Genomic DNA, 13753 nt, shown 5'->3' with positions numbered 1-13753 from the left:
AAACGAGACCATCCGGCGCGACATGCGGCGCGGCCGGACGGCGGGCGCGCATGAGCTCCGCGCCTTGCGGAAGTCTATGTTAATATCTATAACATTCACATCGGCGCGCTCGACGGGCCGAGCATCAGACTGGAGCCACATATGAGCTGCGATCGTGATTCCCGAATGTCCGCCTCGCCCTGGGGCCGTCAGGGAGGGTGCGCGCATTGGAGGCCGTTCGAAGTCGCGGCCATCGTTCTCGGCTTCTTCATCTTCTGGCCGATCGGGCTCGCCCTGCTGTTCATGAAGCTGTGGGGCCGGAGCTTCGGCTATCGGGGCGACCTCTTCTCCTTCGCGGCCGAGCAGGGGGCCAAGGTCAGGGCGGCCTTCGACGACGTCTCGCGCGAGGCCGCGAGCGGCGGCTGGGCGGGTCCGTCCTTCATGCGCTCGACCGGCAATGTCGCCTTCGACGAATGGCGCGAGGGCGAGCTCGCCCGTCTGGAGGAGGAGCGCCGCAAGCTCGCCGAGGCGGAGCGCGACTTCGCCGAACATATCTCCGAGCTGCGCCGCGCGCGCGACCGCGAGGAATTCGATTCCTTCATGCGCGCCCGCAAGGGCGGCGCGGGGCGGTAAGCTTCCCTTCTCCCCTTTTGCGGCCGGCGGAAGCGCCGGCCGTTTTTTCTGTCTCCGACAGGCGGCTGATATTTCGCGGGTTAACTAAACTTTTCGACGCTCGCTTAACCAAGCGTCCGCCACCCTCGCGGCATGGTCCGCCGCGCCACGCTCCTCTTCCTTTCCGCCGCCGCGACGCTCGCGGGGTGCGCGGGGCCGTTCCGCCCGCAGCGGCCCGCCTGGCGCACGCAGGCTGAAAACGCCTGCATCGCGCAAAGACGCGTGCAGCCGTCCGACTTCATCGCGCTTGCGAGCGAGGTCGAGGGTCCAGGCGTCTGCGGCCTCACGAAGCCGTTCAAGGTGACGGCGCTTCAGGGCGGCGCGGTGGCTTTCAACGCGACCGCCACACTCGACTGCTCCATGGTCGCCGAGCTCGACCAATGGCTCGCCGACACCGTCCAGCCGGCCGCGCAGGCGCGGCTCGGCGCCCGCGTGGCGCGCATCGATTCAATGGGCTCCTACGCCTGCCGGGGTATGAACAACCAAAGCGGCGCGCAGCTGTCCGAACACGCCTTCGGCAATGCGCTCGACATCGGCGGCTTCGTGCTGGAGGACGGGCGTCAGATCACGCTCGTGCGGGACTGGTGGCGCGGCGACGAGCAGACGCGCGCCTTTCTGATGGATGTGCATCGAGGTTCGTGCGAACATTTCACCACCGTGCTGTCGCCGGGCTCGAACGCCTTCCATTACAATCATATACACGTCGATCTCGCCATGCACGGAAGGTCGGGCCGCTCGATCTGCAAGCCCGCCCCGCAAGAGACCCCGCCGCCGCCAGAAGAGTCCCCGCTGATCGCCATGCGCAATGCGCGGCCCGCCGCCGGCGAGGAGACCGACAATGACACGACCGGCCGGCCGCCGCGCGCCGCCTTCGACGGCGGCGACGGCTTCGGCCCGCTCGCCGCGCCCGAGGCGCCGCTGCCGCCGCGTCGGGACGATCCGGCGGCGGGCGACCCCGATCTGACCTCGTCGATCCGCAAGCGCTACTGAGATCCGGGCGCAAACTCGCCGCTCGCCTCCGCCCGCTTCGAACGCTTGTCGTAGATGCAAACGATGACGCGCGGCGCTTTTGCGTCCCTCGACACGCCTTTGGCGAGCGCGACGCCGTAAGTCTCGCTGCCGAAGGGATCGACCTCGATCGTTGCGCGATCGAGCCGGCCGGCCACAGCCGCTTCGCAACTCTTCCGGACGCTCGCGCGAAACTCCCGCCAGGCGTCGTCGCTCGCCGCCTGAGCTGGCGTCGCGCCAAACGACGCGATGAACCCGGCAAGGAGAAGAAGCGCACGCCTCATCTCCGGCCGCCCACGCTCATCAGCCGCAAGACGAGCCAGGCCGGCACGACGAAAACGGCGCCCGCCAGCACATAGCTGACAAGCTCCCGCACGGCGCCGAAGCCCAGGTGATAGATTCGGTCGAAGAAGGCCTGCACGCCGCGCAGAATGTCGATCGGCCGCAATTCCAGCCACATCAGCAGCGCGCCGACGACGAGAGAGATGAAAAAAAGGCGCACGGCGACGTTGATCGGCGAGCCGCCGAGAAAATTTTCGATCGCGTTCTTCGACGCCATGGATTGCGGTTCCGTTTCGGTTGGGTCGGGGAGAAAAGCAATGTGCCGCGCCGGGCGCGCGGGCTTGTCGAGATGCGGCCAATTGGCGAAGGGTCCGTCGTCCGTCATGCCGAGAAGGCCTTTTCGTCAATTCGGCGCTTCTTCCTTGAACAGTCTGAGTATGCGTCGCAGGAAGCGCTCGGTAAAGGAGAGCGCCCGCTCGAATTCCTGCTCGCCGGGCGCCAGCCCTTTCGCCGCCTCGGTTTTCAGTCTGGCGTTCTCGGCGCTCAGGCGCTCGATCTCCGCTTCGAGCGTCGCCCGCTCGTCGGCCCCGATCCGGCAGACGGCGACGCCGTCCTTGGTCGAGCACCAGGAGACCGCGCCGGTTTCGCGGTTCATCCGCAAAAAACCGCCGTCCACGGGCTGGAGGGTGAAGCGGTCGGGCTCGGGCGCGACGATCGCGGGCGTTTCCTCGGCATGCGCGGCGAAGGGCGCGAGAGCGATTGGCGCGAGCGCCAGCCGCAGCGTGACAGGAGGCATGGGAGCGCCTGGTCCTTGGCTAAGAGTGTCCCGCAGATGGGGGCGCGCGGCGCCTGCGTCAATGGCCAAGGACGCGAGGCTGCGCGCATGCGGCGACGACGCCCCGCTTGATCGCGCCTGCGCGCTCGGCCATAAATTGACTGCCGGACGCCAGACGGGTCACGGCGAAGATAGAGGCGCCAGAAGGGCTTCAGACAATGTCGCGTCCCCCGCTCAACTCTCCGTTCCTCCTCGGTTTCGACGAAATCGAACGCGCCCTCGACCGGGTGACGCGCAGCGGCACGGACGGCTATCCGCCCTACAATATCGAGCGACTTCCGCGCACCGAGAACGAGCCCGAGCGGCTGCGCATCACCCTGGCCGTCGCCGGCTTCACGCGCGACCAGCTCGATGTGTCGCTCGAGGAAAACCAGCTCGTCATCCGTGGCCGGCAGGTCGAGGAGCGCGAGCGGCATTTCCTCCACCGCGGCATCGCCGCGCGGCAGTTCCAGCGCGCCTTCCTGCTCGCCGACGGCATGCAGGTTCTGGGCGCCGATCTCGTCAACGGCCTGCTCTCGGTCGATCTCGTCCGGCCCGAGCCCGAGCGGGTGATCAAGAAGATCAACATCATCGCGCGAGACTGAGGCTTCGCGCCCTTGCGCCGCCGCGCGTCTCGGCGCGGCCTGTTCCCCATCGCCGCCCGCGCCATCTGTGGCGGACGCCACTCGAAACCGCCGGCGGGGGAGGTCCATGCACAAAGCCTTGTCCATGCTCGCGCTGTCTGGGGCGCTGGTGTGCGCGCTGGCGCGAGCGGACATCGACTGGTCACGGGTCGATGCGGCGATAGGCCGGGAGGGCGCCGTGATTGGAACGGTCCACCGATACGATCTGCCGCGGCCCGATCTGCAAGTTGCGCTCGACGGCGTCACGCTGGCGCCAGGCCTCGCGGGCGCCGGCTGGGCCGCCTTTCTCCAGGTCGGTCCCTACGCCATGATGCGCGGCGATCTCGTTGTCGCGCAGTCCGAGGCGCCTCGCGCCCTCGAGACGCTCGTCGCCAAAGGCGTGCGTGTTTCTGGCGCGCATAGCCATATGCTCCGCGCGCGCCCCGCGCCTGCGCATCTGCATGTGTCCGGCTACGGCGATCCGGCCGAAATGGCGCAGGCGCTGCGCGACGTGGCCCGGAGCAAGGCGCGAGACCCCGACCCGCCCGCGCCGACCTCGCCCGAACTCGCGCCGCAGGAGCTTGCGCAAATCGAGCTCGCCCTCGGCGCAAAGGGACGGATGGCGCTGGGCGCCTGGCGCTTCGTCATTCCGCGCGCCGAAGGCGTACGCGCGAGCGGCGTTCCGGCGCCGCCGGCGATGGGGATCGCCACGGCGCTGAACTTCCAGCTGCTCGGAGACGGGAGGGCCGCCGTCGCCGGCGAATTCGCGGCGCTCCCCGGTGAGATTGCGGCTCTGATCGAGGCGCTGCAATCGGGCGGCGTCGAGGTCGTGGCCCTGTGCGACCATATGCCGGACGACCAGCCCCGGCTGTTCTTCGTGCATGTGTGGGCGCTCGATGACGCCGTCCAGCTCGCCTATGCGCTGCGGCGCGGCCTCGAGGTTCTCGGCGCCGACGCCGCGTTCATTCCGCCGGCGCCCGCGCCGGCGCGGGCGCGGCCGGCGCCGTAAGCCTCGTCGCGGCGACGATGGCGACGATAGTGAGAGCATAGACCACGACCTGCATCTGCGACGGCTGGTCGGCGTAGCCGATGAGCGTATGCAGCACACGGCCAGGGATGCTCTTGTCCGACAAAATCCAGGACGTGTCCCACAGCGTATCGGACAGCGCCGTGACGGCTCCCGCCTGCTGGAGGAACGCCATGGCCTGCGCCGCCAGACCGGCCGCGAGCAGGGTGATGAGGGCGGTCGTGACGGCGAAGAGCCGTCGCGGCGGAATGGAAACGAGGCCGAAGAAGGTCGCGACGCTTGTGGCCGCGCCGAGGGCGAGTCCCGCCACGCCGCCGATCAGCACGCTGCCCGCCGACTCGCCGGAGGCCAGCACGCCATAGAGAAACAGCGCCACTTCCGACCCTTCGCGCAGCACGGCGAGGCCGACGACCGTGGCGAGAGCGAACAGCGTGCGGTCGCCGCGCGCCACCGCCCGCCCCACATCGGAGAGTTCCTGCGCCAGCTCGCGGCCATGGCGCGCCATCCAGATATTGTGCCAGGCGAGCATGACAACGGCGATCATCAGCACCGCCGCGTTGAAGAGTTCCTGCCCGCTGCCCGCGAAGGCGCGCGACAGCTCTTCCGCAAAGGCCGCGACGACCAGCGCCCCGAGAACGCCGCCGCCCACGCCGCCGGCGATGAAGCCGCGCGCGCCCGGCACGCCGCGCGTCACCGCCGCGACGATGCCAATGATGAGGCCTGCCTCGATGGCCTCGCGAAAGACGATGATGAGCGCGCCGAGCATTATTCCACGACCAATTCGCCCTTGGCGCTGTCCTCGTGGAATTCGCCAAAGAATTTATAGCGCCCCGGCTTCAGGGCGCGCAGCTGAAAGGTCGCCTCGCTATTGGCCGGGACCACCTTCTCGATGCGCAGCGGCTTCGACTCGAATTCTTCGGGCGTCCCGTCGAGATTCCTGACGACGAGCGTCGCCGCCTTGTCCGCGGGAATTTTCAGTTCGGCGGGATCGAATTTGTGATCCTTGATCATGAGCGTGTAGCTCTCGGCCGCCGCGGCGCCCGAAAAACACATCGCGAAAACGAAAACCGCCGCTCGCCTGTTCATGCCTGTCTCTTTTTCCAGCTTGACGCCTGTGCAAGGCAACGTAGGCGCCGGCGCCGCGAGCGTCAAAGGGGGAAGTCTGGATTGTTTCCAGATTGACGAGCGGCGCCTTGTCGCGCCGCCGTCTCAGCGTCCCGGCGCGTTGGATGCTAGCCGCCGGGATAGCCATGGCGGACTTTCGAGGCGCGCAGCAGCGCGGCCGCCTTGCCGTCCTGCCCCGCCGCGCAGGCCGCGGCGGCCTCGGAAATTTCGCCTTGAATCTGGCGATAGACGCCGGGGTCGACATGACCCATGGAGAGATCGTTCTCGATCACCGACCGATAGCGCGAAACCGGGCCGGCGCAGCCGGCGCCTTCCGGGCGCTCCAGGCTCGACGGCCGAGGCGGGCCGGGCGGGTCGATCACGGGCCGCGTCTGGCGCGGCGCGTTGCAGGCGGCGAGGGCGGTTGCGGCCAGGCCGGTGGCGAGAAGGCCCAAAAGGCGCATGTCTTCCTCCAGATCGAAAACGAGGGGCCCGGCGGTCATAAGATCGCGGGCCGGGCGCGGCAATGGCGCGCGGGCGGCCTTTGCAATTTGCCTCTTCGCATTTCCCCACTTGGCGGGCGCGGCTGGAGCCGCTATAAGGACCCAAACGTGGCGCGCGGCCGGAAGGCTCCGCGCCGCGACTGTTTTACGGCGCGCGTCCCTCGCGGACGGCGGCACAAGAAGAACCGGACAAGCAAATGGTCAATCCCTTTACCTTCCTCCAGGAAGTTCGCGCCGAGGCGAACAAGGTGACCTGGCCCACGCGCCGCGAAACGATGATCACGACCGGCCTCGTGATCCTCATGGTGCTGTTTGCGAGCCTGTTTTTCGTCGTCGTCGATTCGGCGCTGCGCTTCCTCGTCGGCCTGCTGTTGCGCGTCGGCCAGTAATTTTCATTCACGGAGCCGGACGCGCCCTCATGAGCATGCGCTGGTACATCGTCCACGCCTATTCCAACTTCGAAAAGAAGGTCGCGGAAGCGATCCGCGAGGGCGCCGCGCAGCGGGGCCTGACCGAGGCTTTCGAGGAAATTCTGGTGCCGACCGAGCAGGTCGTCGAAGTGCGTCGCGGGCGGAAGGTTTCGACGGAGCGCAAGTTCTTTCCCGGCTATGTGCTGGTGAAGTGCAATCTGACCGATCCTGTCTTCTCGCTGATCAAGAACACGCCCAAGGTCACTGGCTTCCTCGGCGCCGACAACAAGCCCATGCCCATCTCCGAAGAAGAGGCGATGCGCATCAAGGGGCAGGTGGCCGAGGGCGTCGAGCGCCCCAAGCCCACGATCAGCTTCGAGGTGGGCGAGACGGTGCGCGTCTCCGATGGCCCCTTCGCCTCGTTCAACGGCCTCGTCGAGGAAGTGGACGAAGCGCGCTCGCGCCTCAAGGTCGCCGTCTCGATCTTCGGCCGCCCGACGCCCGTGGAGCTCGAATTCGGGCAGGTCGAGAAGGTTTGAGGCTGTTCGGGGCCGTTCGATTGGGAGGGGGCTCGCGTTCTGCTCCCAAGCTCTCAAAGATATACCATAAAGCTTTGCCGTAGGAAGTCCGCGAGCGCTGGGGCCTCCATGAGCGTGCTGCTGAGCGAACGCGAGCAGCGCGTGCGCCGCGTCGAACAGCTTGCGCCGTTTCCGCCAGAGCGGCATTGAGGCTGATCTTTCGAATCCCGCTCGTCGGAGAGCGTCGCGAACGTCCGTTCTCCACGCTTGCGCTTTCCCGCGCCTTCCCCTAAAAGCGGCGCTTCACCGGACGGTCCTTCCGTCCGGGAAGACATACGTGGCGGACCCGCCCTGACGCCAGGGGAGAACGGGATCGGACCACGGACTGCAACCGGCGGAAGCGGGCGCTTTGTAAAGCGCCGCGCGCCGTCATTCGTTGGAGAAAGCACATGGCGAAGAAAATTGCCGGCTACATAAAGCTGCAAGTGCCGGCCGGCGCGGCGAACCCGTCGCCGCCGATTGGTCCCGCGCTCGGTCAGCGCGGCCTGAACATCATGGAGTTCTGCAAGGCGTTCAACGCCAAGACGGCGCAGATGGAGAAGGGGACGCCGATCCCCGTCATCATCACCGCCTATCAGGACCGCTCCTTCACCTTCGAGATGAAGCAGCCGCCGGTCTCCTTCTTCCTCAAGAAGGCGGTGGGCCTCAAGATCGGCAAGAAGCCGGCCTCCGGCTCCAAGACCCCTGGCCGTAACGTCGTCGGCAAGGTGACGAAGGCGCAGATTCGCGAGATCGCGGAAAAGAAGATGCCCGATCTCAACTGCGCGTCCGTCGAATCCGCAATGTCGATGATCGAAGGCTCGGCCCGCGCGATGGGCCTCCAGGTGGTGGAGTAAGACCATGGCGCATGTCGGAAAACGCATCAAGAAGGCCCGCGAGGGCATCGAGCGCACCAAGCTCTATCCGATCGACGAGGCGGTCAAGCTCGTGCGCAGCCGCGCCACGGCCAAGTTCGACGAGTCGGTCGAGATCGCCATGAATCTCGGCGTCGACCCCAAGCACGCGGACCAGATGGTGCGCGGCGTCGTCAATCTGCCGAACGGCACCGGCCGCGTCCTGCGCGTCGGCGTCTTCGCGCGCGGCGCCAAGGCGGACGAGGCCAAGGCGGCGGGCGCCGACGTCGTGGGCGCCGAGGATCTGGTCAACATCGTCCAGGGCGGCACGATCGAGTTCGACCGCTGCATCGCCACGCCGGACATGATGCCGCTCGTCGGCCGCCTCGGCAAGGTGCTCGGCCCGCGCGGCATGATGCCGAACCCGAAGGTCGGCACGGTGACGATGGACGTCGCCGGCGCGGTGAAGGCCTCGAAGGGCGGCGCGGTCGAGTTCCGCGTCGAGAAGGCCGGCATCATTCAGGGCACGGTCGGCAAAGCCTCTTTCGATGACGGCAAGCTCGTCGAGAACATCAAGGCTTTCGTCGACGCCGTCGCCAAGGCCAAGCCCGCGGGCGCCAAGGGCACCTACATCCAGCGCGTCTCCATCAGCTCGACCCAGGGTCCGGGCGTGAAGGTCGAGGTGGGCTCGCTCGGCGCCACCACGGCGTAAGGGGCCGAGAAGGCTCGAGATTTGGAGCCGGCGGGAAACCGCCGGCTTTTTTGTCCGATGAGAGAGTTCGGTTTTTGCGAGAAAGCACTCGTGGTTTCCTGTGCCGAAGTTGGATCTAGGTTCCCGGAGTGTTGACTCTGGGTGACCTCCACCATACGTTGGCGGTGTAGCCACAGAGTGAGTGAGCCATAGGCAACAGGGCTACCGTATCGGCGAAAGTCGGTCCCTCCGTGAGGGCGAAAGACGGTCTCACGCGGAATTATGTTCCAGAGATAGGCCCTGCGGGGCCTATTTTCGTTTGATGGATTGCTGAGGTCCCCGCGGCACGTGTTGCCCCAAAGCGGTTTTCTCTATCAGAGTGGCGAACTTAACAGGCGAAGCACGGTCCGCCATATTTCGTTTGATGTAGCTGCTTTCGACGCGCATGATAACGTCCGCCTCCGTGTTCCTAGCTTTCATTGTGCGGAAGAACACTAAGTAGGGCCCCTCGAAAGCGGGCATGGGGTTGTCTCGCAGTATGAAATAGTTAGCAGAATTCGACAAATAAACGGTCTTGCTCCCGAGCGTCGCGATGAGCCCCGGAAGCAATTTCGACAGTGCGTGACGCTCCAAGGAGAAAGCGCGCCGTTCATCACCGTGAATGTAATGCAAATCCGGGGTGTGGTGGGGCTTCACTTGCTCCGTGAAGCAGTGCAAACCAAAGCGGACGCCCACCACGCGCTCGCTGCCCCCAACTGCCAGGCTGAACCTGAACGGCCTCAGGTGATCGAGATCATAAACGACGCCTTGTATGGTCTTCGCTTTAAAAAACGCCATCTGAGCCTTGGCAATATCGATTTGGTCTTGGCGGTCACTTCGAACGCCGCCGGCGTCAGGATGGCGGGGAGGCTGGCAGGAGCGCCATGCTCCCAACCATAAGCTTGGCCTTTTCTGGTTGCAAACCCGCCCGCAGTGGTTCCCATCGTTCCCGTTATCGCGTCCCCTTGCCGCATGGGCCTATCCCAGGCGCTTTCCGCCTTGTAAGCGGGCGCGTCTGCCAATAGTTTGGCGGCCGCGAAATCTCGCGGCGACGAGACCCGGCCCGCCCCCGACGGGGCGCCGGGCGCTCGCGCTTTCCGCGCCGCCCGTTCTCTTTAGGAATCGCTGCATGTCCGTGCTGATCGACAAGAACACCAAAGTCATCACTCAAGGTTTCACCGGCAAGACCGCCACTTTCCACTCGGAGCAGGCGATCGCCTATGGGACCCGGATGGTCGGCGGCGTTTCTCCGGGCAAGGGCGGCTCGCAGCATCTGGGCCTCCCGGTCTTCGACACGGTCGCCGAAGCCCGCGCCAAGACCGGCGCCGAGGCCTCGGTCGTCTATGTGCCGCCGCCGGGCGCGGCCGACGCCATCTGCGAGGCGATCGACGCCGAAATCCCGCTGATCGTCTGCATCACCGAGGGCGTGCCGGTGCAGGACATGATCCGCGTCAAGCGCTCGCTCTCGGGCTCAAAGTCCCGCCTCATCGGGCCGAATTGCCCCGGCGTCGTCACGGCCGGAGAGAGCAAGATCGGCATCATGCCGGGCAATATCTTCTCGCGCGGTTCGGTCGGCGTCGTGTCGCGCTCCGGCACGCTGACCTATGAAGCCGTCTTTCAGACGAGCCGCGAGGGCCTCGGCCAGACCACGGCCGTCGGCATCGGCGGCGATCCGGTGAAGGGCACGGACTTCATCGAGGTTCTCGAGCTGTTCCTGGCCGACGAGGCGACGAAGTCGATCATCATGATCGGCGAGATCGGCGGCTCGGCCGAGGAGGAAGCGGCCCAATTCTTGAAGGACGAAGCCAAGCGCGGCCGCAAGAAGCCCATGGTGGGCTTCATCGCCGGCCGCACGGCCCCTCCCGGCCGCCGCATGGGCCATGCCGGCGCCATCATTTCCGGCGGCAAGGGCGATGCGGAGAGCAAGATTGCGGCGATGGAGGCGGCCGGTATCAGGGTTTCTCCCTCTCCGGCCCGCCTGGGCAAGACATTGGTCGAGGTGCTCAAAGGTTAGGCGTCGCCGCGCCCTTCTTTGCCGCCTCGGGGAGCTTAAATTAAGGGCGGCGCCGTATCCTGGCGGCGCCCTCAATCCAAGCCTTCGGCGGCGCGCGGCAAGATCTGCGGACGCGCCAAGGTCGGCTTCACGAGAAGCTTAGAAAATGGCGCGTCTTGAAACTGATGGCGTGGCCGGACCGGCGGCTCCCGGCGGCCCGCGTTCTGCGCAAAACCAGAACTTTGCAAGCACTTCCTTTCTCCAGGGCGCAAATGCGGCCTATCTCGAGGGGCTGCTCGACGCCTATGAGGCCGACCCGGCCTCGGTGAGCCCGGACTGGGCGGCGTTCTTTTCGGAAATGGGCGCCAGGCCCGGCGCGGCGCAGCACAATGGCTCCGCCAACGGCCCGTCCTGGGCGCGTGCGGACTGGCCGCCCGCGGCGCATGGCGAATGGGTAAGCGCGCTCGCCGGCGACGTCGCCGCGCCGGCCCCGCGGCCCGCTCCGGCCAAAGGCGTCCCGGTTCCGCCCCCGACGGTCGTGACAGCCGACGAAATCCGGCGTGCGACCCGCGATTCCGTGCGCGCGCTGATGATGATCCGCGCCTATCGCATGCGCGGCCATCTGCACGCCAATCTCGATCCGCTCGGCCTCGAGCAGCGCCACGACCATGGCGAACTGCATCCGGAGACCTACGGCTTCAAGGACGAGGACTACGACCGCAAGATCTTCATCGACGGCGTGCTCGGCCTGCAATACGCCAGCGTCTTCGAGATGGTCACGATCCTGCGCCGCACCTATTGCGGCTCGATCGGCTTCGAATTCATGCATATTTCCGCGCCGGAGGAGAAAGCCTGGCTGCAGGCGCGCATCGAAGGCCCCAAGAAGGAGATCGTCTTCACCGACGAGGGCAAGCGCGCGATCTTCAACAAGCTCGTCGAGGCGGAGGGGTTCGAGAAGTTTCTCGACGTCAAATATACGGGCACGAAGCGCTTCGGCCTCGACGGCGCGGAGTCCATCGTTCCGGCGCTGGAGCAGATCATCAAGCGCGGCGGCGCGCTCGGCGTCGAGGAAATGGTGCTCGGCATGGCCCATCGCGGCCGGCTCAACGTGCTCTGCCAGGTGATGGCCAAGCCGCATCGCGCGCTCTTCCACGAATTCAAGGGCGGCTCCTTCCTTCCCGACGAGGTCGAAGGATCGGGCGACGTGAAATATCACCTGGGCGCGTCGTCCGATCGCGAGTTCGACGGCAACAGGGTGCATTTGTCCCTCACCGCCAATCCCTCCCATCTCGAGATCGTCGACCCGGTGGTGCTCGGCAAGGTGCGCGCCAAGCAGGATCAGCATGGCGGCGACCGCCGCGTGGTGCTGCCGCTGCTCATCCATGGCGACGCCGCCTTCGCGGGCCAGGGCGTCGTCGCGGAATGTTTCGGCCTCTCGGGGCTCAAGGGCCATCGCACCGGCGGCTCGGTGCATTTCATCATCAACAATCAGATCGGCTTCACGACCTATCCGCGCTTCTCGCGCTCCTCGCCCTATCCCTCCGACGTGGCGAAGATGGTCGAGGCGCCGATCTTTCATGTGAATGGCGACGACCCGGAGGCGGTGGTCTTCGCGGCGCGCGTCGCGACCGAATTCCGCCAGCAGTTTCAGAAGCCTGTCGTCATCGACATGTGGTGCTACCGCCGCTTCGGCCACAATGAAGGCGACGAGCCGGGCTTCACCCAGCCGCTGATGTACAAAAAGATCCGCGCCCATCGCACGACGCTCGATCTCTATGCCGAGAAGCTCATCGCCGAGGGGCAGCTCAGCAAGGCCGACGTCGAGAAGATGAAGGACGCCTGGCGGGCGCGGCTCGAATCCGAATTCGAGGCGAGCCAGTCCTACAAGCCCAACAAGGCCGACTGGCTCGACGGCCGCTGGGCGGGCCTCAAGCCTGGCTATCAGGCCTCCGAGGACGAGCGCCGGGGCAAGACCGGCGCGCCGCTCGAATCCCTCAAGGAGATCGGCGCGAAGCTCACCACCGTGCCGCAAGATTTCCGGCTCCATCGCACGATCCAGCGCTTCCTCGACACCCGGAAAAGCGCAATCGAGGACGGCGTCGCGATCGACTGGGCGACGGCGGAGGCGCTCGCCTTCGGGACGCTGCTGGCTGAAGGCTACAATGTGCGTCTCTCCGGCCAGGACGTGGAGCGCGGCACCTTTTCGCAGCGCCACGCCGTGCTGATCGATCAGGAGACCGAGCGGCGCTACATTCCCTTCGACCATGTCGCGCCCCAGCAGGGACGCTTCGAGGTCATCAATTCGATGCTTTCCGAAGAAGCCGTGCTCGGCTTCGAATATGGCTATTCACTCGCGGAGCCGAATGCGCTCGTCCTGTGGGAGGCGCAGTTCGGCGATTTCGCCAATGGCGCGCAGGTCGTCTTCGACCAGTTCCTCTCGGCGGGCGAGCGCAAATGGCTGCGCATGTCGGGCCTCGTCTGCCTGCTGCCGCATGGCTACGAGGGGCAGGGGCCGGAACATTCCTCGGCGCGTCTCGAACGCTATCTGCAATTGTGCGCCGAAGACAACATGCAGGTCGCCAACTGCTCGACGCCGGCGAATTATTACCACATCCTGCGCCGCCAGCTTCACCGCAACATGCGCAAGCCGCTGGTGCTGATGACGCCGAAGTCGCTTCTGCGCAACAAGCGCTGCGTGTCGCGCCTCGGCGAGATGGGCATGGCCTCGAGCTTCCAGCGCCTTCTGCTCGACGACGCCGAGACGGCGACGCAGCCGCAGGCCGCGCTGAAGGGCGACGACCAGATCAGGCGCGTCATCCTCTGCTCGGGCAAGGTCTATTACGACCTCTTCGAGGAGCGCGAGAAGCGCGGGGTCGACGACGTCTATCTGCTGCGTGTCGAGCAGCTCTATCCCTTCCCGCTGAAGGGCCTCGTCACCGCCATGGCGCGCTTCAGGAACGCCGATGTCGTCTGGTGCCAGGAGGAGCCCAAGAACATGGGCGCCTGGTTCTTCGTCGAGCCTTATCTCGAATGGGTTCTGGGGCAGGTCGGCGGCCGGACGAAACGCGCGCGCTATGTCGGCCGCCCGGCCTCCGCCTCGACGGCGGCGGGCACCATGTCGAAGCATCTCGCACAGCTGAAGGCTTTCCTCGAAGAGGCCTTTGCGTCCTGACCCGAAGGCCGTTTTCCAAGAGAGA

The 13753-nt window shown here is 66.2% G+C and carries 17 protein-coding genes; 10 read left to right on the top strand and 7 right to left on the bottom strand.

All coding sequences use genetic code 11. The features are described 5' to 3' along the window. The first annotated feature begins 141 nt into the window (after positions 1-141). Complete coding sequence (locus WOC76_RS18090; RefSeq protein WP_341104849.1) at positions 142-612, top strand: DUF2852 domain-containing protein; 471 nt, start codon at positions 142-144, stop codon at positions 610-612. Between the two features lie 132 nt (positions 613-744). Then, positions 745-1641 carry an extensin-like domain-containing protein gene (locus WOC76_RS18085; protein ID WP_341104851.1) on the top strand — a complete coding sequence of 299 codons (897 nt, stop codon included), beginning with the start codon at positions 745-747 and terminating at the stop codon, positions 1639-1641. On the opposite strand, the gene WOC76_RS18080 is transcribed toward WOC76_RS18085, so the two are convergent. From WOC76_RS18080 to WOC76_RS18070, 3 genes are read right to left on the bottom strand one after another with little or no spacing between them, the layout of a single operon-like run. Next, positions 1635-1943: a hypothetical protein gene (locus WOC76_RS18080; protein WP_341104852.1), complete on the bottom strand. Its 309-nt coding sequence runs from the start codon at positions 1941-1943 to the stop codon at positions 1635-1637. The two genes, WOC76_RS18085 and WOC76_RS18080, sit on opposite strands and share 7 nt — an antisense overlap. Then, entirely contained in the window at positions 1940-2326 is a 387-nt protein-coding gene (locus WOC76_RS18075) for a DUF6460 domain-containing protein (RefSeq protein WP_341389241.1), read from the bottom strand. The genes WOC76_RS18080 and WOC76_RS18075 overlap by 4 nt, the downstream gene beginning before the upstream one ends. A gap of 18 nt (positions 2327-2344) precedes the next feature. Further along, positions 2345-2737, bottom strand: coding sequence for a hypothetical protein (locus tag WOC76_RS18070; RefSeq protein WP_341104856.1), 393 nt, complete (start codon positions 2735-2737; stop codon positions 2345-2347). 197 nt (positions 2738-2934) lie between these two features. On the opposite strand from WOC76_RS18070, the gene WOC76_RS18065 reads away from it, so the two are divergent. Continuing rightward, positions 2935-3360: an Hsp20 family protein gene (locus WOC76_RS18065; RefSeq protein ID WP_341104858.1), complete on the top strand. Its 426-nt coding sequence runs from the start codon at positions 2935-2937 to the stop codon at positions 3358-3360. Between the two features lie 106 nt (positions 3361-3466). Continuing rightward, complete coding sequence (locus tag WOC76_RS18060) at positions 3467-4387, top strand: DUF1259 domain-containing protein (protein ID WP_341431525.1); 921 nt, start codon at positions 3467-3469, stop codon at positions 4385-4387. Here WOC76_RS18060 and WOC76_RS18055 read toward each other — a convergent pair. From WOC76_RS18055 to WOC76_RS18045, 3 genes are all read right to left on the bottom strand, one after another. Continuing rightward, a complete protein-coding gene (locus WOC76_RS18055) occupies positions 4341-5171 on the bottom strand; it encodes an FTR1 family iron permease (RefSeq protein ID WP_341104862.1) in 831 nt (276 codons plus the stop codon). The two genes, WOC76_RS18060 and WOC76_RS18055, sit on opposite strands and share 47 nt — an antisense overlap. After that, complete coding sequence (locus WOC76_RS18050; protein WP_341104864.1) at positions 5171-5491, bottom strand: cupredoxin domain-containing protein; 321 nt, start codon at positions 5489-5491, stop codon at positions 5171-5173. Before WOC76_RS18050 ends, WOC76_RS18055 begins: the two co-directional genes overlap by 1 nt. A gap of 146 nt (positions 5492-5637) precedes the next feature. Continuing rightward, positions 5638-6012, bottom strand: a complete 375-nt coding sequence (locus WOC76_RS18045) for a hypothetical protein (protein ID WP_341104866.1) — start codon at positions 6010-6012, stop codon at positions 5638-5640. A gap of 197 nt (positions 6013-6209) precedes the next feature. Here WOC76_RS18045 and secE point away from each other — a divergent pair, with 197 nt between their 5' ends. The 4 genes from secE (at position 6210) to rplA (ending at position 8545) form a co-directional block, all read left to right on the top strand. Beyond that, positions 6210-6401, top strand: a complete 192-nt coding sequence (gene secE, locus WOC76_RS18040; protein ID WP_341104868.1) for a preprotein translocase subunit SecE — start codon at positions 6210-6212, stop codon at positions 6399-6401. A gap of 29 nt (positions 6402-6430) precedes the next feature. Continuing rightward, positions 6431-6961, top strand: a complete 531-nt coding sequence (gene nusG, locus WOC76_RS18035) for a transcription termination/antitermination protein NusG (RefSeq protein ID WP_341104870.1) — start codon at positions 6431-6433, stop codon at positions 6959-6961. A 428-nt stretch (positions 6962-7389) separates the two neighbouring features. Next, complete coding sequence (rplK, locus tag WOC76_RS18030; protein ID WP_341104873.1) at positions 7390-7836, top strand: 50S ribosomal protein L11; 447 nt, start codon at positions 7390-7392, stop codon at positions 7834-7836. Between the two features lie 4 nt (positions 7837-7840). Next, positions 7841-8545 (top strand): 50S ribosomal protein L1, encoded by a 705-nt coding sequence (gene rplA, locus WOC76_RS18025; protein ID WP_341104875.1) that lies wholly within the window; start codon positions 7841-7843, stop codon positions 8543-8545. A gap of 288 nt (positions 8546-8833) precedes the next feature. Here the strand turns inward: rplA and WOC76_RS18020 are convergent, their stop codons facing one another. Then, complete coding sequence (locus WOC76_RS18020) at positions 8834-9361, bottom strand: hypothetical protein (protein WP_341104877.1); 528 nt, start codon at positions 9359-9361, stop codon at positions 8834-8836. 331 nt (positions 9362-9692) lie between these two features. Between WOC76_RS18020 and sucD the strand changes: the two genes are divergently transcribed. Next, positions 9693-10577, top strand: coding sequence for a succinate--CoA ligase subunit alpha (gene sucD / locus WOC76_RS18015; protein WP_341104879.1), 885 nt, complete (start codon positions 9693-9695; stop codon positions 10575-10577). A 145-nt stretch (positions 10578-10722) separates the two neighbouring features. Continuing rightward, positions 10723-13728: a 2-oxoglutarate dehydrogenase E1 component gene (locus tag WOC76_RS18010; protein ID WP_341104881.1), complete on the top strand. Its 3006-nt coding sequence runs from the start codon at positions 10723-10725 to the stop codon at positions 13726-13728. Positions 13729-13753: the final 25 nt, after the last annotated feature.

The organism is Methylocystis sp. IM3, from assembly GCF_038070105.1.
Taxonomy (GTDB): Bacteria; Pseudomonadota; Alphaproteobacteria; order Rhizobiales; family Beijerinckiaceae; genus Methylocystis.
This window is presented reverse-complemented; position numbering and strand designations above follow the sequence as displayed.